Source organism: Kitasatospora sp. NPDC029367, assembly GCF_055569135.1.
The window spans coordinates 63,727-84,043 of sequence record NZ_JBVHYH010000029.1 but is presented as its reverse complement, the minus strand read 5'-3'; the positions used below and the strand labels follow the sequence as shown (position 1 = coordinate 84,043).

Below are 20,317 nucleotides of genomic sequence, written 5' to 3'. Positions count from 1 at the left end.
GGGGGGGATTTGTGGAGGGGAAAAGAAAAAAAAGAAGGGAACGGGTGGGGGAGCCGGGGGGAAAAGAACCCCCGGGGGGAGGGGGGGAAACCACCCCCCCCCCCCGGAACCGCATGCGATTCGCGCGAAAGCCGACCGGACCGTCCACCCCGGGCGTCAGCCCTGAGGACCGGGAAGTGCCGGGTAGGGGACGAAGGTGCTGCTGTGCTCGTCGACGGCCAGCGGGCGGCCGATGGGCGGCGCGGAGCGCTGGGGGCAGGCGGGGCGGTCGCAGACCTTGCAGCCGAGGCCGATCGGGGTGGCGGCGGCCTCGTCGGCCAGGTCCAGTCCCGCCGAGTACACCAGCCGTCCGGCGTGGCGGAGCTCGCAGCCTAGGCCGATGGCGAAGGTCTTGGTGGGGCGGGCCCAGCCGCCGGGTGAGCGGGTGACGGCGCGGGCCGTCCAGAGGTAGCGGCGGCCGTCGGGCATGGCGGCGACCTGGACGTGGACGCGGCCGGGCGTGGCGAAGGCCTCGTAGACGTTCCAGAGCGGGCAGGTGCCGCCGGTGCGGGAGAAGTGGAAGTCGGTGGCGGACTGCCGTTTGGAGACGTTGCCGGCTCGGTCGACCCGGACGAAGGAGAACGGCACGCCGCGCAGCCGGGGCCGCTGGAGGGTGCTGAGGCGGTGGCAGACGGTCTCGTAGCCGACGCCGAAGTGGTCGGCGAGGTGCTCGATGTCGTACCGGGCCGACTCCGCCTCGGCGTGGAACGCGGCGTACGGCAGGACCAGCGCGGCGGCGAAGTAGTTGGCCAGGCCGATCCGGGTGAGCGACCAGGAGGTGGAGGCCTCCGGGCTGTCCTGTGTGGCGAGTTCGGACAGCAGTGGATCGTGTTCCAGGTAGGCCAGCTGGATGGCCATCCGGAACGCCTGCTGGCCCGGGCGCAGCCGGTCCGACAGCCGCAGCACCCCGGTGCTCGGGTCGTACCGATGGAGCTGCTCGCCCCCGGTGGTGATCTGCACCCCGTGCCCGGTGGTCAGCCGCTCGGCGAGCGCCTCCCGCACCCCGCCCCGCCTGAGCCGGATCTCCGCCGCCAACTCCTCGGCTGCGGTGTCGAGTTCGTCGACGTAGTTCCGGCGGCGGTAGAAGAACTCGCGGACCTGCTCGTGCGGGGTGAGGGTGTCGGGCGCCGGGCCGCGGTCGCCGGCGAGGACGGCGAGCTGTTCGGCGACGGCCCGGCGGTCGCGGCCGAGGTCCATGAGCAGGCGCGCCACGGCGGGCAGTCGGGCGGCCACCTCGTCGAGGTCCCCGGTGGTGACCCGTCCGGCGGCGATCTCCTCGCCGAGTGCGTCGCGCAGTTCGGCGGTGAGCCGGGCGCTGTCCGGCGGGGCGAAGTAGCCGGCCTCGACGCCGAAGGCCTCGGTGAGGCGTAGCAGGACGGGCACGGTGAGCGGGCGGGCGTCGTGCTCCAGCTGGTTGAGGTAGCTGGGGGAGAGGTCGATCAGCCGGGCGAGGGCGGCCTGGGTGAGGCCGCGTTCCTCGCGCAGGCGGCGCAGCCTGGCGCCGGCGAAGGCCTTCCCCATGACGTTCTCCCCACTACGCACCTGAGCCGACCGGGTGCGGGCAGCCTAGCCGGAAGATCCACCGTCCGGTCGTCGCAAGCTTCGCGGATTCGCCGGGGATCCTTCGCGGAAGTTGGCAGCGGTCCACCGGTGACGCCGGGTTCGCGAGCTGCCAGAGTCGGTGGTGCGGCCGGGAGGTGCGCAGGACAGCAGCAAGAACTCCAGCCCGGCCGCGGCCCGGAGTGCTGTCCGGGCGTCCACGTCCTGCGGTGTTCCACCGCCGCCCGGCGCCACCCGGCCGCCCACTCGCCCTCGCGGTGAGGTGCGTCACATCCTTCGCAAACATCCTTCGCAAACATCCTTCGCAAACATCCTTCGCAACGAGCACCCCTGGGGAGCAGACCCATGACTCAGCCGGTTCGGCAGCAGCAGGAGCAGCGCGCGGCGGAGCTCGCCGCCCGGTGGGCCTCCGACCCCCGCTGGGCGGGCGTCGAGCGCACGTACACGGCGGCCGACGTCGCCCGGCTGTCCGGTACCGTCCGCGAGGAGCACACGCTGGCCCGGCGCGGCGCCGAGCGGCTCTGGCGGCAGCTGCACGAGCAGGACTACATCCACGCCCTCGGCGCCCTCACCGGTGGGCAGGCCGTGCAGATGGTGAAGGCCGGGCTGCAGGCGATCTACCTGTCCGGCTGGCAGGTCGCGGCCGACGCCAACCAGGCCGGTCAGACCTACCCGGACCAGAGCCTGTACCCCGCCAACTCGGTTCCGCAGGTGGTGCGTCGGATCAACAACGCGCTGCTGCGGGCGGACGGGATCGACGCCGCCGAGGGCAACGACGGCCCGGACTGGCTGGTGCCGATCGTGGCCGACGCCGAGGCGGGCTTCGGCGGCCCGCTGAACGCCTTCGAGCTCACCAAGGGCATGATCGCGGCCGGCGCGGCGGGCATCCACTACGAGGACCAGCTGGCTTCCGAGAAGAAGTGCGGCCACCTCGGCGGCAAGGTGCTCGTCCCCACCGCCCAGCACATCCGCACCCTCAACTCCGCCCGGCTGGCCGCCGACATCGCCGACGTGCCGACGCTCGTCGTGGCCCGCACCGACGCGCTCGCCGCCAACCTGCTGACCAGTGACGTGGACGAGCGCGACGCCCGGTTCTGCACCGGTGAGCGCACCGCCGAGGGCTTCTACCGGGTCGAGCCCGGCATGGCGCCGGTGATCTCCCGCGGCCTCGCCTTCGCCCCGTACGCGGACCTGATCTGGGTGGAGACCGGCACCCCGGACCTCGCCCAGGCCCGGGAGTTCGCCGAGGCACTCAAGGCCGAGTACCCGGACAAGATGCTCGCCTACAACTGCTCGCCGTCCTTCAACTGGAAGGCCGCGCTGGACGATGACCAGATCGCCAAGTTCCAGCGGGAGTTGGGCGCGATGGGCTACCGCTTCCAGTTCATCACGCTGGCCGGCTTCCACGCGCTGAACCACTCGATGTTCCAGCTGGCGCGCGGCTACGCCGAGCACGGCATGACCGCCTACGTCGACCTGCAGGAGGCCGAGTTCGCGGCCGTGCCGGACGGCTACACCGCGGTGAAGCACCAGCGCGAGGTCGGCACCGGCTACTTCGACCTGGTCTCCACCGCGCTCAACCCGAACGCCGAGACCCTCGCGCTGACCGGCTCCACCGAGGCCGAGCAGTTCCACTGAGCCACCGCCAGGCCGGGACCTGAACCACCACCGAGCCACCCCGGCGGTCTCGTTGGGGACGAGCCCGCCTTCCACCCCGCCGCCCGGGGCCTCGTTGAGGGACGAGGCCCCGGGCGCCTTCCACCCGCCTCCTGGAGAACCGGATGAGCCAGCCCAGCCGTATCGAGGTCCTCGGCGAGCACGAGGACCGCTTCGACGAGATCCTCACCCCCGAGGCACTCGCCTTCCTCGCCCGTCTGCACGACCGGTTCGCCGGGCGCCGCGCCGAGCTGCTCGCCGAGCGCGAGCGCCGTACCGCCGTGCTGTCGGCCGGCGGCAGCCTGGACTTCCTCCCGGAGACCCGCGCCGTCCGCGAGGACCCCAGCTGGCGGGTGGCCGGCGCCGGGCCGGGCCTGCACGACCGCCGGGTGGAGATCACCGGCCCGCCCGAGCGCCGGATGACCGTCAACGCCCTCAACTCCGGCGCGAAGGTGTGGCTGGCCGACTTCGAGGACGCCACCTCGCCGACCTGGCACAACCTCGTCTCCGGCCAGCTCAACCTGGTCGACGCGATCGAGCGCCGGATCGACGACACCACCCCGGAGGGCAGGCGGTACCGCATCGGGGACGCCCCGGCCACCATCGTGGTCCGCCCGCGCGGCTGGCACCTCGACGAGCAGCACCTCGCGATCGACGGCCGCCCGGCCGTCGGCGCGCTGGTCGACTTCGGCCTGTACCTCTTCCACTGCGGCCGCCGGCAGATCGCGGCCGGCTCCGGCCCGTACTTCTACCTGCCCAAACTGGAGAACCACCGCGAAGCCCGGCTGTGGAACGAGGTCTTCACCTTCGCCCAGCACGAGTTGGGCATCCCGCACGGGACGATCCGCGCCACCGTCCTGATCGAGACCATCACCGCCGCGTTCGAGATGGACGAAATCCTCTACGAGCTGCGCGAGCACGCGGCCGGCCTCAACGCGGGCCGCTGGGACTACCTGTTCAGCCTGATCAAGAGCTTCGCCCAGCACGGCCCGCGCTTCGTCCTGCCGGACCGCGCCACGCTGACCATGACCCAGCCGTTCATGCGCGCCTACACCGACCTGCTGGTGCGCACCTGCCACCGGCGCGGCGCCCACGCCATCGGCGGCATGGCCGCCGCCATTCCGCAGCGCGACCCGGCGGCCAACGAAGTGGCGCTGACGAGGGTCCGGGCCGACAAGGAGCGCGAGGCCGGCGACGGCTTCGACGGCTCCTGGGTCGCCCACCCCGGCCTGGTCGACACCTGCCGCACCGCCTTCGACGCCGTCCTCGGCGAGCGCCCCAACCAGCTCGACCGCACCCGCGAGGACGTCGAGGTCACCGCCGCCGACCTGCTGGGCGTCCAGCGGCTCACCGCCGGCCTGCCCACCGAGCAGGGCCTGCGCTCCAACGTCGCCATCGCCCTTCGCTACCTCACCGCCTGGCTCGGCGGCTCCGGGGCCGTCGCCGTGTTCGGGCTGATGGAGGACGTCGCCACCGCCGAGATCGCCCGCTGCCAGCTCTGGCAGTGGCAGCACCACTGCACCCGCCTCACCGGCGGCTCGCTCGCCACCCCCGACCTGGTGCACCGGCTGATCGACCGCGAGCGGACCGTGCTGCTCGCCGAGGGATCCGACCCCGCACTGGTCGACCACGCCGTGCGGATCCTCACGGAGACCTCCCTCGGGGAGGACCTTCCCGCCTTCCTCACCACCGAGGCCTACGCCCGTCACCTCGTCCGCGTCCGCACCACGGCCTGAACCGCCCGCCCACCACGGAGGCAGCCAATGAACGCGATCCGACGGGTCGCCGTCGTCGGTGCCGGGCAGATGGGCTCCGGCATCGCCGAGGTCTTCGCCCGCGCCGGCCTGGACACCATCGTCTGCGAGAAGGACCCCGCCGCGCTGCGGGCCGCCCGCGGCCGCATCGACCGTTCCCTGCACCGCGCCGTCGACCGCGGCCGCATCGACCCGACCGACCGTGAGGACATCTGGGCGCACCTGCTGTTCGCCGACGACCTGGAGGCGCTCGCGGACCGCCAGCTCGTGGTCGAGGCCGTCGTCGAGGAGGAGGCGGTGAAGACCGACGTGCTCACGACCCTGGACAAGGTCCTCGTCGCCGAGGACGCCGTCCTGGCCACCAACACCTCCGCCATCCCCGTCACCCGGCTGGGCATCGCCACCACCCGCGCCTCGCACGTCCTCGGCCTGCACTTCTTCAACCCCGCCCCGGTGATGCCGCTGGTGGAGCTGGTCTCCTCGCTGCACACCGACCGGACCGTGCTGGAGCGGGTGGAGGCCTTCACCCGGGACACCCTCGGCAAACGCGTCATCCGCTCCCGCGACCGGGCCGGCTTCGTCGTCAACTCCCTGCTCGTGCCCTACCTGCTCTCCGCGATCCGGATGGCCGAGGCCGGCCACGCCACCCCGGAGGACATCGACGCCGGCATGGTCCACGGCTGCGCCCACCCCATGGGCCCGCTCCAACTCGCCGACCTCATCGGCCTGGACACCGTCGAGGCCATCGCCCGCTCCCTGTACGACGAGTACAAGGAGCCGCTGTACGCCCCGCCACCGCTGCTCTCCCGCATGGTCGAGGCCGGCCTGCTCGGCCGCAAGAGCGGCCGCGGGTTCCACGTCCACCAAGCGGCCTGACGACCCATCCGCCGGGCCGGCGTCACCGGCGAGCACGATGGTGGACCTTTCGGAATCAGGAGGGCGCCGCTCCGGCCGGCCGTGCGGCGTGTGCTCGGGCGGGTGGGGCGGCGGAGTCGTCCGCGGCCTCGAAACGCACCGTGGGCTCGAAGTTGGCGCGCCGGGCCGCGCGGCGGAAGACGGTCAGCACGGCCGGTCCGACGACGAGCACGGCGGTGAAGGTGGTGACGGCGCGGCCGGTGTCCCAGCCGAGCGAGGTGGCGAGGTCGAAGAGCAGGTAGCGGTGCCACTGCTCGGTGAAGGGCAGGCCGGGGAGGTAGGCGATGGAGCTGTTCGGGTCGGTCGAGAACGGCCAGAAGGAGAGGTTGAGCAGGAACCCGAAGAGGTAGCCGGAGAAGGCCCCGTAGGCGGCCAGCATCGGCACCTCCCAGCGGCGCCGGGCCGGCGGGAGCAGCCCGGCGAGCAGGCCGACGAAGGCGCAGCCGAACATCTGGTAGGGCATCCAGGGGCCGACTCCGCCGGTGAGCAGGGCGGAGGCGAAGAGCGAGGTGCACCCGAGGGTGAAGCCGAAGCCGGGGCCGAAGACGCGGCCGGCGAGGACGAGGATGAAGAAGACGGTCTCCACCCCGGCGGTGCCGGCGCCGAGCGGCCGGAGTCCGGCGTTGACCGCCGAGAGGACACCGAGCATGGCGAGGGCCTTGGCGTCGATGCCGCCGGCCGAGATCTCGGCGATGACGACGGCGAGGACCAGGACGAGCAGCGCACCGAAGATCAGGGGCGGGGCGTAGGAGGAGCCGAACGTCCCCGGGACGACGACGAACGGCCAGGTGAAGGCGACCAGGCCGATGAAGGCGGCCAGGGCGAAGACGACGCGGGCCCGGCCGGGGATGCGGACAGCGGTCATCGGGCGGCCTCCGCCGCCGCGAGGGCCTCGGCCACCTGCCGGATCGTCAGGTAGTCCAGTGGGGCGAGGATCTTGGCGGTCTGCGGGGCGAAGGTGGGCGAGGCGACGATGACCTCGGCGGTGGGGCCGTCCGCGACGACCTCGCCCTCGGCCATGACGACCACGCGGTCGGCGGCGGAGGCCACGAACTCGACGTCGTGGGTGGAGACGACGACCGTACGGCCTTCGGCGGCGAGGGCGTCCACGATGCCGGTGAGCGCTTCCTTCGCGTGGTAGTCGAGCCCCCGGGTGGGTTCGTCCAGCAGCACGACCCTTGGCGCGGCGGCCAGTTGGATCGCCAGGACGAGCGCCAGCTGCTGCCCCTCGGAGAGGTCCCGGGGGTGGGTGCCGTCGGGGATCCCGGGGGCGAGGCGGTCGAGGATCTGCCGTGCGGTCGGCCCGGGGGTGTGGCGTGCCTCCAGGTCGCTCTGGGCGAGCTCCTGGGCGACCGTCTCCAGGTACAGCAGGTCGGTGGGGGTCTGCGGGACGAGCCCGACCAGGTGCCGGGCCTGAGCCGCGGACAGGCGCTTGGGGTCCTTGGCCGGGCCGCCGTCGGAGCCGGTGACCTGCACGCTGCCGCCCTGGCGGGGGCCGGAGCCCTGGAGGGCCCACAGCAGCGAGGACTTGCCGGAGCCGTTGCGGCCCATCAGCGCGGTGACCTCGCCCGCCCGCAGCTCCAGCCCGACCTCACGGACGGCGGCCACCTGCCCGTAGCGCACCACGACCCGCTCGGCGGACAGGACGGTCTCCCCGGCCGCCGGTGCGTGACGCGCTGCCGGTGCGTGACGCGGAGCCGGTACGCGACGCGCTGCCGGTGCCGGGTGTGCGGCCAGGCGTTCCCGCAGCGGTGCGGCGGCTCGGCGGGCGTCGCGGACGGACAGCGGCAGGGGCTCCCAGCCGGCCAGGCGGCCGAGGTCGACGACGGGCGGCGCGATAGAGGTGGTCCGGAAGACCTCGGCGGGTTGCCCGTGCACGACGGTGCCGTCGCCGGGCAGGTAGGCGACCCGGTCGGCGTACTGGACGACGCGTTCCAGGCGGTGCTCGGCCAGCAGGACGGTGACGCCGAGGTCGTGGACGAGCCGGGTGATCGCGGCGAGCACCTCCTCGGCGGCGGTCGGGTCGAGCGCGGAGGTCGGCTCGTCCAGGACCAGGACGCGGGGGTGCGCGGTGAGCACCGAACCGATGGCGACGCGCTGCTGCAGGCCGCCGGAGAGCTCGTACAGGGCCCGGTGGCGCAGGTCGGCCAGGCCGAGCAGGTCGAGGGTCTCCTCGACGCGCTTGCGCATGACCTCCGGCGGGATCGCCAACTGCTCCATGACGTAAGCCAGTTCCTCCTCCACCGTGTCGGTGGTGAAGCCGGCCAGCGGGTCCTGGCCCACCACGCCGACCACGTCGGCGAGTTCGCGCGGCGGGTGGTGGGCGGTGTCACGGCCGTCCACGGTGACCCGGCCGCGCAGGGTGCCGCCGGTGAAGTGCGGCACCAGGCCGTTGACGGCGCCGAGCAGGGTGGACTTGCCGACGCCGGTGCGGCCGACCACGAGGCAGAGCTCGCCCTCCGGGATGTGCAGGTCGACGTCGCGCAGGACGGGCGTGGTCTCGCCGTCGTACACCACGCTGACCCGGTCGAATCGGATCACGTGCTCACCTCGGAGGTCGTGCGGTCGGTGCTGACGCCACTGCTGACGCCGGTACTGCTTCGGCGGGCGTCGGTGGCGGTGTCGGTGGCCCGTTCGGGCGTACGGCCGGGCGGCGGGGAGGCGATCCCGGCGGCGCCCGCCAGCAGCAGGGCGAGCACCGGGACGAGCGGCAGCGCCGGCCAGGTCAGCGGGTAGAGCGAGGGGTTGAGGTCGGTGGCGTCGTAGCCCACCGTGGCGAACAGCAGGACGGCGGCGGTCACCCCGCAGCCGGCGACCGCCCATTCGGCGGCCCGCCAGCGGTCCGGCCGGTAGGTGGTGCGCCGCACCCGCCGCCCGCCGAGGACGAGCCCCGCCACGCAGAGGACGGCACCCGCGAGGAAGGCCGGCAGGCCGAGCGCGGCGGGGGCCGTACCGTCCAGCAGCCCGTACACCCCGGCGCACAGGCCGCACATGCCGAGCAGCATCAGTGCGCCGGTGAGCCGGCGGGAACGCCGGGACGCGGTGCCGGAGCGCCCGTAGCCGCGCGAGTCCATCGCGGCGGCCAGGCTGAGCGAGCGTTCCAGCGCGTCCTCCAGGACCGGCACCACGATGCCGCGCAACGCGCGGACGCCCTTGCGCTGCCCGGCGCGCAACCGCCGTGCCCGGGCGACGCGTTGGACGCTCTGCACCAGCTGCGGCGCGACGCTCAGCGACACCGTGACGGCGACGCCGAGCTCGTACAGCGCCCCGGGCAGCACCCGCAGGGCACGCTTGGGGTTGGCCAGGGTGTTCGCCGCGCCGATGCAGCAGATCAGGCACGCCAGCCGCAGCCCGTCGAAGGCCGCCGAGAGCGTGGCCTCCAGCGAGACCGGGCCGCCCAGCTGAATGCCCGCGTACCAGGCCGGGGTGGGGATGTGCGGCAGGGAGAAGAGCAGGTGGTCGTGCGAGGTGATGCCGGTGGCGAAGACGCACCGGAACAGCACCCGGATCGCCACCACGGTCAGGGCCACCCACAGGTAGTAGGTGAACCCGCGCGCCCACGGGGCTTCGCTGCGCCGGGCGGTGACCACGTAGCCGAGCACGGCGAGGACGAGCAGGAGCAGCAGCGGGTTGGTGGTGCGGCTGGCCGCGGTCGCCAGCGCCAGCGCCCACGTCCACCAGGCCAGCGGATGCAGGTTCCGCGGACTGCGCCGGCCCCCCGCACCCAGGCCGGGGACGCGGGGCGGGGAGGCCGTGTCGCGCTTGTCGAGCATGGTCACCGGATCACTCCGCCCGGCGCCGGCGGCGGCGCGCGACGACCACGGTGGCCACACCGAGCAGCACGACGAGGACGGCTCCGAGTACGGCGGGGAGCATCGAGCCGGAGTCCTGCGGTGCGTCCGCCACCGGGTCGGCGTTCACCACTCCGCCCGGTACGGCGGGGGTGGCCGTCGGCGCGGCCGCGGCCTCCGCCGGCTGTGGGGTCGGCTGACCGGTCGGGGTGTCCGTCGGCGCCGCGCTGGGCGGGTCGACCGGCACCGGTGTGCCGGGCACCGGTGTGGGCTCGGCCGCGCCCGGCGGGGTGGCGCCGTCCTGGGGGGTGCCGGCGGTGCCGGCCCCCGGCGGTTTGGCGGGCACCGGGGCCCGCCCAGTTCCGGCGCCACCGCTCGTGCCGCTACCGCCGGTCGTACGCGCCCCTCCCGTACCGCCGGTGCTGCCGTTGGAGCCGCTGCCGCCGGTCGTGCCGGTGGCACCCGTCGAACTGCCGCCGGAGCCTCCCGAGGCACCACCGGTGCCGCCGGAGCCACCGGAGCCTCCTGAGGCGCCGCCGGAGCCGCCCGTGGCGCCCTGGCCGCCGGGGTCGGCCGGCTGCCCACCGGGACTGGAGTTGTGTGCCCGGACGCTGTCCGGCGAGAAGGCCGGGCGCCCCTCGGTGCCCTCGATGTTCGTACCGCCGAAGATCCACAGGTCCACGCTGCCGGGCTTCGGCTGGTACAGCATCGCGCCGAGCTGGCTGAACGACCACGTGTTCTGGCCCGGATCGGCGTGCCAGTACGACCAGTAGGCGGTGGTCGGGGGTGTCTGGACGCACTTCTCCTGGTCCGGCGTCGGGTACTGCTTGCCGCCCTGGAAACCGCTGTAGCCGATCCGGCAGATGAACGCCGGACCGTCGTGCCCGGTGCCGGTGGTCTTCCAGCCGCCCTGGTTGAGCAGGGCGTAGCCAGTGGTCGGGGTGGTGCCGCAGGAGCGCAGCAGCGGGCCGCCCCACTTCCCGAAGTCCACCGCGAGTACGGCCCCGGAGGTCGTGGTGCACTGATCCATCGGCAACGGCGTCGCAGCAGCCGGGGCCGCGCCCACGGCGACGCCGCCGAAGGCGAGCGCGAAGGTCAGCGCCGCCGCCCCGAGCAGCCGGGGGAGCCGCTCACGGAGTCCCCGGCTCACCGGTGACGCCCCGGAGCGGCCGCGTTGCGGCGGCGGGCGAGGATGACGGCCGCGGCGCCCAAGGCGGTCAGCAGACCGGCGCCCGCGGTCAGGGCCAAGGCCGGGGTGCCGGTGCTGGCCAGGCTGCCGGAACCGGTCCGCGCCGCCACGCCCTCGGCGGGGGCACCGCCGCCTCCGGCCGGCGCATCGACGCCGTCGGCGGGCCAGTTGGTCGGCGAGTTGGTCAGCGAGTTGGTCAGCGAGTTGGTCGGGCCGCCGCTGGTGGCGGGAGCGGCGGTGGGCGAAGCGGACTCGGTGGAGGTGGGCGAGCCCGTCGGGCTCGGCGTGCCGGTGGGTGTGCCAGGCGGTGTGCCAGGCGGTGTGCCAGTGGGCGTGCCGGTCGGCGTGCCGGTGGGCGTGCCAGTGGGTGTGCCGGTGGGCGTCCTGGTCGGAGTCCCCGTCGGCGTGCCGGTCGGAGTCGGCGTCGGAGTGGGCGTCGGAGTCGGCGTGCCCCCGAGGTTCCTGGACAGCGTGCCGAAGGAGATCCCGGTGGCACCGCCCACCACCTGGGTGGACGCGCGGACGTTCGAGCCCCGCTGCCCGGCGGACGCGACGTTGAACCCGCCGTCGCCGTTCTGCTGGCCGGCGAGGAAGTCGAGCGCCTTCGCGATCTGCCCGCCGTAGCCGGCCTTGCGCAGCGTCATGCCCTGGACGGCGAGGGCGGCCGAGTTGGTGGAGTCGCCGGCTGCGCCGGGGAAGCCGCCGTCGGGCAACTGCTGGGCGGCGAGCCAGGTGAGCCCCTTGTCGACGGCCTGGGCCGCCTCGTCGCCGGGGACGAGGGCGAGGGCCATGACGGCCATCGCGGTGCTGTCCACGTTGGAGTCGCCGGTGGCGGGGATCAGGCTCGGCCAGGAGCCGTCCGGGTGCTGGAGGCCCCTGAGGTAGGCGATCGCGGGCGCGGCGTTGGTGGCGTCCCCGGCCCGGACCTGGGCGATGACGCCCAGCGACTGGGAGAACACCGAGGCCGCGTAGGTGTAGTTGCCGGGTGCCGCGCAGCCGGTGTTCTGGTCGGCCTTGGCGCAGAGGGCCTGGTCCAGGGCGGCGATCAGGTCGTGGCCGCCGAAGGCCCGCGGGTCGCGGCCGACGATCTCGGCGAGCAGCGCCGCCTTGCCGATCGAGCCGCCGTCCGCGTACTCGGTGCCGACGGCGGTCCAGTCGTTGACGGTCCGCTCGTTGGGGTCCTTGCCCTGCTGGTCCAGGAAGTCGACGATCCTGCGCAGCGCGGCGTCATCGGTACCGGTCGCCGCGAGGGCGTAGGCCCCGTCGATGGTGAGGCCGAAGTCGGCGAAGGTCGGGAAGGCCTCGTAGTAGTGACCGTCGATCAGCTGGGCCGGACCGGTGAGGTAGGCGCTGCCCCTGCCCAGGTCGGGGGTGCGCCCGGCGGCCGGGGCCGGTGCCGTGGTGGCGCCGTCGGGGCGGGTTCCGGCGGCGGCCTGCGGCCGGGTCGGCGACGGGATCGGGTCGGCGGCGGCGGTGCCGGGGTGTCCGAGCAGGACCGTTCCGCAGGCGGCGGCCGCGACGGTTCCGGCGACCACCAGGGAGGCGAGGTCCCGGCTTGTGTGACGTGTGCGACTGCTGCTGACCCTCACGACGACTCCCTCGTCGGTCGACGCAGGAGACCATGGCGCAGCCGACGGCCGCCTTGGGACACGGGCCGTCAAGAGCTGCGTCGTAGTCCGCGACGACGCAAGTGCTGTGTGTACAGGCCCCCGGTCCAGGCATTCCGGCTCACCCACCGAGGTGGGCCTACGGTTGCGGGTCAGCGCCGGAGTCGGACCGGCTTCCCCTGAACGCCGAGGGCTAAAAACCGGTTCATCAGACCACGCCGGTCAACAGGGAGTCAACGGATCGTCAGATAGCTCACACCACCTCGTCGGCCGGTCCTCGCGGTGGTGCACGGGCGGGCGGACGCCCGGAACTCCGGGCAGGGCGGCCGACCCTGAGCACCGGCGCCCGGCCCTTCCGCATGGAGGACGGGCGCCGGTTCGCTCACGTGTCAGGGCGCCGTGATGCCCGGCTGGGCACCGGCACCGAAGGACCAGCCCTCGACGTCGCCGGGGGCCGGGTCGTAGCTGCCCGCGCCCAGGTTGCTGTACGACCAGGGCCCGCCGTGCTGGGCGTGCCAGTACGACCAGTAGGCGCTGCCGGTCGGGTTGGTGCAGGTGGCGGGCAGCGCGTTGATCTTGCAGACGAAGCCCGGGAAGCGCGGGTGGAAGGCGTACGAGAACCCGGCGCCGGTGAGCGCGGCGAGCCCGTTGGCGGGGTCGCCGGGGGCGCAGCCGGTCTCGATGCCGCCGCCGACGGCGGTGAAGTCGACCACGACGGTGACGCCGGTGGTTCCCCTGCAGGCCGCCGCCCGGGCCTGCGGGGCCTGGACGGCGGAGACGCCGAGCAGGCCGGCGGTGAGGGCCGCCGCGGCGGCGATCGACCCGAGCATCCGGCGGACGGGGCGGGCCGGGGTGAGGGTTTCGGTCATCGGAACTCTCCTCGTGGGATCAGGGGTTCGGAGACTCAGCGGGCGGCCGGGGTCGGGCAGGCCAGGGCGGGGGCGTCGGGGCGGGCCCCGGCGGCGGAGAGGGTGGCCAGCGGGGCGCCCGCCAGGCCGAGGACGGCCTGCGCGGTGGCCCGGGCGCCGCTGCCCGCGTTGAAGCCCGTCGCGTCGTAGGCGACCGCGCCGCGCACCGCCGGGTCGGCGGAGCAGCCCTGCTGGAACTTCACCAGCCGGCTCCAGCCCTTGAGGCCCGCGCCGAGGCGCCCACCGGCGAGCAGTGCCTCGGTGGCCAGGCCCGTGGTGTTGGCGTTGGAGGTGGTCGCCCCGGCGGCCGCGAAGCCGCCGTCGGCGTTCTGGTGGGCGGCGAGCCAGGTGAGGCCGGCGTCCGCCTTGGCGGTACGGCCGGTGGCGGCGAGGGCCTGGGCGGCGAGCGCGGTGGCGTCGGGGTCACTGGTGCAGGTGGGCTGGCCGAAGGAGACCGGGTAACCGCCGTCCGCGCACTGGCTGTTCGCCAGGAAGTCGACGGCCGCGGCGGGGGCGCCGCCGGGGGAGCGGTGCAGGGCGATCAGGGCGAGGGACTGGCCGAAGGCGTTGCTGTAGTCGCCCCACTGCGAGCGGTCGGAGAACCGTCCTTCGGCGGTCTGCAGCGAGCGCAGCCGGGCCGGCAGGTCGACGCCGCCGAAGGACGCCGGGTCCGCTCCGCGTACCTCGGCGGCGAGCAGCAGCTTCGCGGTGGCGCCCGCGTAGGCCTCGGTGGTCCCGTCGCCGAGGTAGCCGGAGACGATCTCGGGCTTCGCCAGCCAGGCGGTGGCCTTCGCGGCGGCCTCGTCGGAGCTGTGCGAGGCGGCGAAGGCCAGCACGGCGTCGACGGTCAGGCCCTGGTCGGGGTAGGCGGTGCCGTTGAAGACGGACTCGAAGTGGTCGCCGTCCACGAGCTGGCGGGCCAGCCAGCCGCCCGCGGCGGCGTCGGGACGAACGGTCCGGGAGGACGTGGTGTCGGCGTGGGCGGCGGTGGCCGCCGGGAGCGCGGTGGCGAGCGCCAGGGCGGGTATCGCGAGCAGACCGAGGGTGCGGCGGAGCGCGGGCATGGGTGCCTTTCCGGGCCTGGACGCAGGGGCCCGGGGGACGTCGGCACCACGCCGGGCAGCCCTCGGAGCTCCGGCCCGCAGACCACGACGGGAGGAGGGACGACACATCCCCGCCGACGGGTACTCGGGCTCGCCACCGACATTGCCGTCGGCGGCCTACCGTTGCGGGTCAGCGCCGGATTCGGACCGGACTTCCCCCGTCGACGGAGTCACAACGTGACGGCTCATCATGGCGAAACGGAAAAGACCGGGTCAAGAGATCGTGCGTCACATCACGGCGGCACCAGCGACGGGCGGAGCGCCGCCCCGGGCGGGGGCGGCGCACCGCGAGTGCCGTCAGCGGTGATGGAACTCCGGCGGGCGCTTCTCCGCGAAGGCCGCCATGCCCTCCTTCTGATCAGCCGTCGCGAAGACGGCGTGGAAGAGACGGCGTTCGAAGCGGACGCCCTCGGCGAGGGTGGTCTCGTACGACCGGTTGACGGCCTCCTTGAGCATGATCGCCGCCGGGGTGGACATCGCCGCGACGGTCTCGGCGGTGGTCAGGGCCTCGGCCGGCAGTCGGTCGGCGGGGACGATGCGGGAGACCAGTCCGGCCCGCTCGGCCTCCTCGGCGCCCATCGTCCGGCCGGTCAGGCACAGCTCCATGGCCTTCGCCTTGCCGATCGCACGGGTGAGCCGCTGCGAGCCGCCGATGCCCGGGATGACGCCGAGCTTGATCTCCGGCTGCCCGAACTTCGCGGTGTCCGCCGCCAGCAGGATGTCGCACATCATCGCCAACTCGCAGCCCCCGCCCAGCGCGTAGCCGGCGACGGCGGCCACCACCGGCTTGCGCAGGGCGGCGAAGCGGTCCCAGGCGGCGAACCAGTCGCCGAGGTAGGCGTCGACGAACTCGAGGGGCTGCATCTCCTTGATGTCGGCGCCGGCCGCGAAGGCCTTCTCCGAGCCGGTGACCAGCAGGCAGCCGATGTCCGGGTCCCGGTCGAAGTCCGTTGCGGCCGCGACGACTTCGTTCATCAGGAGCGTGTTGAGCGCGTTGAGCGCCTTCGGCCGGTCGAGCGTGATCAGCCCCACCCGTCCCCTGCGCTCGACCAGGATCGTCTCGTAGGTCTCGGTCACTTGCCGCCCTCCCGCAGAGTGGTGATGATCGCCGAGAAGTCCAGGCCCGCACCCTCGGCCGCCGCGAAGTCCGCGTACAGCTGCGCCGCCCTGCGTCCGAGTTCGGTCGGCAGGCCCGCTGCCTCGGCGGCCCCGGCGGCCAGCCCGAGGTCCTTGGCCATCAGCGCGGCGGCGAACCCGGCCGGGTACCCGCGGTTCGCCGGACTGGCCGGCACCGGCCCGGGGACCGGACAGTTGCTGGTGAGTGCCCAGCACTGGCCGGAGGCCGTCGAGGCGACGTCGAACAGCGCCTGGTGGCTGAGCCCCAGGCTCTCCCCGAGCACGAACGCCTCGCTGACCGCGATCATCGAGATGCCGAGGATCATGTTGTTGCAGATCTTCGCCGCTTGCCCCGCACCGGGGGCGCCGCAGTGCACCACCTTGCGGCCCATCGCCTCCAGCACCGGGCGGGCGCTCTCGAAGTGCTCCTTCTCCGCGCCGACCATGAAGGTGAGGCTCGCGGCCGTCGCACCGACCACTCCGCCGGAGACCGGCGCGTCCACCGCGCGGTGCCCGGCGTTCACCGCGAGCTCGTGCGCCGCCCTGGCGTCCGCGACGTCGATCGTGGAGCAGTCGACGAAGAGTGTTCCCGGGCCGGCGGCGGGCAGCAGCTCCGCGTAGGCGGCCAGGACGTGGCGGCCGGCCGGCAGCATGCTGATGACGACGTCGGCCCCGCGGACGGCCTCGGCCGCGGACCGCGCCGGGCGGACGCCCGCCTCCTCCGCCTGCCGCAGCGCCTCCGGCACCAGGTCGTAGCCGGTCACCCGGTGCCCGGCCCTGACCAGGTTGGCGGCCATCGGGCCGCCCATGTTGCCCAGTCCGATGAATCCGATGTCGTGGGTCACCAGCGCTCCAGGGGGGTGGTGGCGGCGAGGCCGAGTTCGCGCTCGCCGAGCGGGGCGAAGTAGCGGGCCACGGCGGCGGGTTCGACGGCGCTCAGGGTGTCCGGGCTCCACCGCGGCGAACGGTCCTTGTCGATCACCTGGGCCCGGATGCCCTCCGCGAGGTCCCGGGTGGCGAGCGCCGCGCAGGAGGTGCGGTACTCCTGGTCGAGCACGGCCTCCAGGGGGCCCAGCGCCCGGGCCCGGCGCAGCGCCGCCAGCGTCGCCTTCACGGCGGTGGGCGAGTTGGCGGTGATCCGGTCCACGGCCTTCTTCGCCTCGGGTTCACCGCTGTCCCGCAGCCGGTCGAGGATCTCCTCGACGGTGCCGGCCGCGTAGCAGCTGTCGATCCATCCGCGCTGCCCGTCCAGCCGGCCGGGCGGTGCGGGTTCGACGTGCCGTTCGAGGGCGTCGTGCACGGGCAGCTCGGCCAGGTCGTCGAGCAGGGCCGGGAGGCGCTCGGCCGGCACGAAGTGGTCGGCGAGCCCGCAGAGCAGCGCGTCCGCGGCGCCGACCGAACCCGCGGTCAGGGCGAGGTGGGTACCCAGCTCGCCCGGGGCGAGGGCGAGCAGGTAGGTGCCGCCCACGTCGGGCACGAAGCCTATCCCCGTCTCCGGCATGGCCACCCGGGTGGTCTCGGTGACGATCCGGACGCTGCCGTGGGCGGAGACCCCGACCCCGCCGCCCATCACGATGCCGCTCATGACGGCGACGTAGGGCTTGGAGTACCGGGCGATCCGGGCGTTGAGGCGGTACTCGTCGCGCCAGAACTCCTCGACGGCGCCTTGGTCGCCGCCGGTGGCGGCGCGGTGGATGGCGACGATGTCGCCGCCGGCGCAGAAGGCCCGGTCGCCGGCGCCGGTGACGACGACGGTGTCGACCCGCTCGTCCTGCTCCCACGCGTCCAGGGCCGCCGAGACCGTCCGCACCATGCCGTGGGTGAGGGCGTTCAGGGCGGCGGGCCGGTTGAGGACGATCAGCCCGGCCCGGCCCTCCCGCTGGACGAGGACCTCCTCGGTGTCGTTCCCGGTCATCAGGCGGCCCCGGTCAGGCCGCGGGCGACGATGACGCGCATGATCTCGTTGGTCCCTTCCAGGATCTGGTGCACCCGCAGGTCGCGGACGATCTTCTCGATGCCGTACTCGGCGAGGTAGCCGTAGCCACCGTGCAGTTGGAGCGCCTGGTTGGCGACCTCGAAGCCGGTGTCGGTGGCGTGCCGCTTGGCCATCGCGCACAGCTGCGGTGCCCGCCGGTCGCCCCGGTCCAGGGCGGTCGCCGCGCGCCACACCAGCGCCCTCGCCGCCTCCAACTCCGTCGCCATGTCGGCGAGTCGGAACTGCAGCGCCTGGGCGTGCAGCAGTCGGGCCCCGAACGCCTCACGGTCGGCGAGGTAGGCCACCGCACGTTCCAACGCACTCTGGGCGCCGCCCAGCGAGCAGGCCGCGATGCCCAGCCGGCCGCCGTTGAGGCCGGCCATGGCGATGCGGAAACCCTCGCCCTCCGCCCCGAGCAGGCGGTCGGCGGGCAGCCGGACGCCGTCCAGCAGCACCTGCCGGGTCGGCTGGGCGTTCCAGCCCATCTTGTGCTCGTTCGGACCGAAGGACAGCCCCCGGTCGTCCCGGTCCACGAGGAACGCGGAGACGCCGCCCGGCCCCGGGCCGCCGGTGCGCGCCATCACCACGTACACCTGGGACGTGCCCGCCCCGGAGATGAACTGCTTGACGCCGTCCAGCACCCACTGGTCGCCGTCGCGCACGGCCCGGGTGGTGAGCGCGGCGGCGTCGGAGCCGGCGCCGGGCTCGGTGAGGCAGTAACTGCCCAACTGCTCGGCCGTGCAGAGCGCCGGCAGCCAGCGGGCACGCTGCGCCTCGGTCCCGTAGCGGTCCACCATCCAGCCGACCATGTTGTGGATGGACAGGTAGGCGGCGATCGACGGGCAGCCGGTCGCGAGCGCCTCGAAGGCGACCACCCCGTCCAGTCGGGAGAGCTCCGATCCGCCGACGTCCTCGCGCACGTACACACCGGCCAGGCCCACGTCCGCCGCCTTGCGCAGCACGTCGACCGGGAAGTGCTCGTCCCGGTCCCAGGCCACCGCGTGCGGGGCGAGGTGCTCGTCGGCGAAGGCCCGGGTCGCCTCCGCGACGGCGCGCTGGTCGTCCGTCAGGTCACTTGCGTGCACCGTGCTCATCCCATCGTCGGCATGGTGAAGCTCGCGCCCTCCTTGACCCCGGAGGGCCAGCGCGAGGTGACGGTGCGGGTGCGGGTGTAGAAGCGGATCGAGTCCGGGCCGTGCTGGTTGAGGTCGCCGAAGCCGGAGCGCTTCCAGCCGCCGAAGGTGTGGTAGGCGATTGGCACCGGGATCGGCACGTTGACCCCGACCATGCCGGTGTTCACCCGGCGGGCGAAGTCCCGGGCGGTGTCGCCGTCCCGGGTGTAGATGGCCACGCCGTTGCCGAACTCGTGCTCGCTCGGCAGCCGCAGCGCCTCCTCGTAGTCAGCGGCGCGGACCACGGTCAGGACCGGGCCGAAGATCTCCTCCCGATAGATCCGCATGCCGGGGGTGACCCGGTCGAACAGCGAGGCGCCGAGGAAGTAGCCGTCCTCGTGGCCGGGAAGGCGGAAGTCCCGTCCGTCCACGACGAGTTCGGCTCCCTCCCGGACCCCGAGGTCCAGGTAGCCGCGGACCCGCTCCAGGGCGTCGCGGCCGACCAGCGGACCGAAGTCGGCCGCCGGGTCGTCCGAGCGGCCGACCTTCAAGGCGGCGATCCGCTCGACCAGCTTCGCCACCAGCGCGTCCGCGGTCTCCTCCCCGACCGGGACGGCGACCGAGATCGCCATGCAGCGTTCGCCGGCCGAGCCGTAGCCGGCGCCGACGAGGGCGTCGGCGGCCTGGTCGAGATCGGCATCCGGCATCACGATCATGTGGTTCTTCGCGCCGCCGAAGCACTGTGCGCGCTTGCCGTGCGCCGCCGCGGTCGCGTAGACGTACTGGGCGATCGGGGTCGAACCGACGAAGCCGAGCGCCTCGACCCGGGGGTCCTCCAGCAGCGTGTCCACGGCCTCCTTGTCGCCGTTGACGACGTTGAGCACGCCCGGGGGAAGCCCCGCTTCGAGGAAGAGCTCGGCCAGGCGCAGCGGCACCGAAGGGTCGCGCTCGGAGGGCTTGAGGACGAAGGCGTTGCCGCAGGCCAGCGCGGGCGCGGCCTTCCAGAGCGGGATCATCGCCGGGAAGTTGAACGGCGTGATGCCCGCGACCACGCCGAGTGGCTGGCGCATCGAGTAGACGTCGATGCCGGTGCCGGCGTTGTCGCTGAACTCGCCCTTCAACAGGTGCGGGATCCCGGCGGCGAACTCCACCACCTCCAGGCCGCGCTGGATGTCGCCGTGGGCGTCGGCCACGGTCTTGCCGTGCTCGGCGGAGAGCAGCCGGGCCAGGTCCTCCTTCTCCTGCTCGACCAGGTGCAGGAAGCGCAGCAGCACCCGCGCCCGCCGCTGCGGGTTCCAGGCGGCCCACTCGGGCTGGGCCTGCGCGGCGTCGGCGATCACCGCCTCGACCTCGGCCCGGTCGGCCAGCGGCACCCGGGCCTGCACCCGGCCGGTGTTGGGGTCGTACACGTCGCCGAACCGGCCGGACGTCCCGGCGACGCGCTTGCCGCCGACGAAATGGGTCAGTTCACGGACCATCGGTTCCTTCTCTCATCGTGGATGGGGAGAGGAGGAATGGAGAGACCACCGCCACCGTCCGGGCGCACGGTCGTGCGCGCCTACGGCGGTCCGGCGGTTGACGTCAGCGTCGGG

16 protein-coding genes and 1 riboswitch are annotated in these 20,317 nt (G+C 73.8%); of the genes, 3 read left to right on the top strand and 13 right to left on the bottom strand.

The genetic code is table 11. The features are described 5' to 3' along the window. Window positions 1-156 precede the first annotated feature (156 nt). Entirely contained in the window at window positions 157-1,560 is a 1,404-nt protein-coding gene (locus ACZ4W5_RS18325; protein WP_465655506.1) for a short-chain fatty acyl-CoA regulator family protein, read from the bottom strand. Window positions 1,561-1,944: 384 nt separating this feature from the next. Here ACZ4W5_RS18325 and aceA point away from each other — a divergent pair, with 384 nt between their 5' ends. From aceA to ACZ4W5_RS18310, 3 genes are all read left to right on the top strand, one after another. Next, window positions 1,945-3,237, top strand: a complete 1,293-nt coding sequence (gene aceA / locus ACZ4W5_RS18320; RefSeq protein ID WP_465655504.1) for an isocitrate lyase — start codon at window positions 1,945-1,947, stop codon at window positions 3,235-3,237. A gap of 143 nt (window positions 3,238-3,380) precedes the next feature. Then, window positions 3,381-4,991, top strand: a complete 1,611-nt coding sequence (gene aceB, locus ACZ4W5_RS18315) for a malate synthase A (RefSeq protein ID WP_465655502.1) — start codon at window positions 3,381-3,383, stop codon at window positions 4,989-4,991. A gap of 27 nt (window positions 4,992-5,018) precedes the next feature. Beyond that, complete coding sequence (locus ACZ4W5_RS18310) at window positions 5,019-5,885, top strand: 3-hydroxybutyryl-CoA dehydrogenase (RefSeq protein ID WP_465655500.1); 867 nt, start codon at window positions 5,019-5,021, stop codon at window positions 5,883-5,885. A gap of 55 nt (window positions 5,886-5,940) precedes the next feature. Here ACZ4W5_RS18310 and ACZ4W5_RS18305 read toward each other — a convergent pair whose 3' ends face one another. The 12 genes from ACZ4W5_RS18305 to ACZ4W5_RS18250 all read right to left on the bottom strand — a co-directional run bounded on the left by ACZ4W5_RS18305 (window position 5,941) and on the right by ACZ4W5_RS18250 (window position 20,203). Continuing rightward, window positions 5,941-6,789, bottom strand: coding sequence for an ECF transporter S component (locus tag ACZ4W5_RS18305; RefSeq protein ID WP_465655498.1), 849 nt, complete (start codon window positions 6,787-6,789; stop codon window positions 5,941-5,943). After that, the gene (locus tag ACZ4W5_RS18300) at window positions 6,786-8,465 is read right to left on the bottom strand and encodes an ABC transporter ATP-binding protein (protein WP_465655496.1); all 1,680 of its coding nucleotides are present in this window, start codon (window positions 8,463-8,465) and stop codon (window positions 6,786-6,788) included. Before ACZ4W5_RS18300 ends, ACZ4W5_RS18305 begins: the two co-directional genes overlap by 4 nt. Then, the gene (locus tag ACZ4W5_RS18295; protein WP_465655521.1) at window positions 8,462-9,697 is read right to left on the bottom strand and encodes a CbiQ family ECF transporter T component; all 1,236 of its coding nucleotides are present in this window, start codon (window positions 9,695-9,697) and stop codon (window positions 8,462-8,464) included. Before ACZ4W5_RS18295 ends, ACZ4W5_RS18300 begins: the two co-directional genes overlap by 4 nt. A gap of 10 nt (window positions 9,698-9,707) precedes the next feature. Continuing rightward, window positions 9,708-10,865, bottom strand: coding sequence for a hypothetical protein (locus ACZ4W5_RS18290; protein WP_465655494.1), 1,158 nt, complete (start codon window positions 10,863-10,865; stop codon window positions 9,708-9,710). Continuing rightward, window positions 10,862-12,493: a prenyltransferase/squalene oxidase repeat-containing protein gene (locus ACZ4W5_RS18285; protein WP_465655493.1), complete on the bottom strand. Its 1,632-nt coding sequence runs from the start codon at window positions 12,491-12,493 to the stop codon at window positions 10,862-10,864. Before ACZ4W5_RS18285 ends, ACZ4W5_RS18290 begins: the two co-directional genes overlap by 4 nt. A gap of 407 nt (window positions 12,494-12,900) precedes the next feature. After that, entirely contained in the window at window positions 12,901-13,380 is a 480-nt protein-coding gene (locus ACZ4W5_RS18280) for a flagellar hook-length control protein FliK (RefSeq protein WP_465655491.1), read from the bottom strand. 35 nt (window positions 13,381-13,415) lie between these two features. After that, window positions 13,416-14,483, bottom strand: coding sequence for a peptidase (locus ACZ4W5_RS18275; protein ID WP_465655490.1), 1,068 nt, complete (start codon window positions 14,481-14,483; stop codon window positions 13,416-13,418). A gap of 98 nt (window positions 14,484-14,581) precedes the next feature. Next, window positions 14,582-14,740, bottom strand: a riboswitch (cobalamin riboswitch). Window positions 14,741-14,819: 79 nt separating this feature from the next. Next, window positions 14,820-15,599, bottom strand: coding sequence for an enoyl-CoA hydratase (locus ACZ4W5_RS18270; protein WP_465655488.1), 780 nt, complete (start codon window positions 15,597-15,599; stop codon window positions 14,820-14,822). Further along, on the bottom strand, window positions 15,596-16,447 hold the full coding sequence (gene mmsB, locus ACZ4W5_RS18265) for a 3-hydroxyisobutyrate dehydrogenase (protein ID WP_465655519.1): 852 nt from the start codon (window positions 16,445-16,447) through the stop codon (window positions 15,596-15,598). Before mmsB ends, ACZ4W5_RS18270 begins: the two co-directional genes overlap by 4 nt. A 32-nt stretch (window positions 16,448-16,479) precedes the next feature. Further along, window positions 16,480-17,553 (bottom strand): enoyl-CoA hydratase/isomerase family protein, encoded by a 1,074-nt coding sequence (locus ACZ4W5_RS18260; protein WP_360232727.1) that lies wholly within the window; start codon window positions 17,551-17,553, stop codon window positions 16,480-16,482. Beyond that, window positions 17,553-18,707: an acyl-CoA dehydrogenase family protein gene (locus ACZ4W5_RS18255; RefSeq protein WP_465655486.1), complete on the bottom strand. Its 1,155-nt coding sequence runs from the start codon at window positions 18,705-18,707 to the stop codon at window positions 17,553-17,555. The genes ACZ4W5_RS18260 and ACZ4W5_RS18255 overlap by 1 nt, the downstream gene beginning before the upstream one ends. Beyond that, window positions 18,704-20,203 (bottom strand): CoA-acylating methylmalonate-semialdehyde dehydrogenase, encoded by a 1,500-nt coding sequence (locus tag ACZ4W5_RS18250; RefSeq protein WP_465655484.1) that lies wholly within the window; start codon window positions 20,201-20,203, stop codon window positions 18,704-18,706. Before ACZ4W5_RS18250 ends, ACZ4W5_RS18255 begins: the two co-directional genes overlap by 4 nt. Between the last annotated feature and the right edge of the window lie 114 nt (window positions 20,204-20,317).

Bases quoted from the DNA above. Each gene is read 5' to 3' on its own strand.
- ACZ4W5_RS18325 (WP_465655506.1), bottom strand. From the start codon at position 1,560: ATGGGGAAGGCCTTCGCCGGCGCCAGGCTGCGCCGCCTGCGCGAGGAA.
- aceA (WP_465655504.1), top strand. From the start codon at position 1,945: ATGACTCAGCCGGTTCGGCAGCAGCAGGAGCAGCGCGCGGCGGAGCTC.
- aceB (WP_465655502.1), top strand. From the start codon at position 3,381: ATGAGCCAGCCCAGCCGTATCGAGGTCCTCGGCGAGCACGAGGACCGC.
- ACZ4W5_RS18310 (WP_465655500.1), top strand. From the start codon at position 5,019: ATGAACGCGATCCGACGGGTCGCCGTCGTCGGTGCCGGGCAGATGGGC.
- ACZ4W5_RS18305 (WP_465655498.1), bottom strand. From the start codon at position 6,789: ATGACCGCTGTCCGCATCCCCGGCCGGGCCCGCGTCGTCTTCGCCCTG.
- ACZ4W5_RS18295 (WP_465655521.1), bottom strand. From the start codon at position 9,697: ATGCTCGACAAGCGCGACACGGCCTCCCCGCCCCGCGTCCCCGGCCTG.
- ACZ4W5_RS18280 (WP_465655491.1), bottom strand. From the start codon at position 13,380: ATGACCGAAACCCTCACCCCGGCCCGCCCCGTCCGCCGGATGCTCGGG.
- ACZ4W5_RS18275 (WP_465655490.1), bottom strand. From the start codon at position 14,483: ATGCCCGCGCTCCGCCGCACCCTCGGTCTGCTCGCGATACCCGCCCTG.
- mmsB (WP_465655519.1), bottom strand. From the start codon at position 16,447: ATGGGCGGCCCGATGGCCGCCAACCTGGTCAGGGCCGGGCACCGGGTG.
- ACZ4W5_RS18260 (WP_360232727.1), bottom strand. From the start codon at position 17,553: ATGACCGGGAACGACACCGAGGAGGTCCTCGTCCAGCGGGAGGGCCGG.
- ACZ4W5_RS18255 (WP_465655486.1), bottom strand. From the start codon at position 18,707: ATGAGCACGGTGCACGCAAGTGACCTGACGGACGACCAGCGCGCCGTC.
- ACZ4W5_RS18250 (WP_465655484.1), bottom strand. From the start codon at position 20,203: ATGGTCCGTGAACTGACCCATTTCGTCGGCGGCAAGCGCGTCGCCGGG.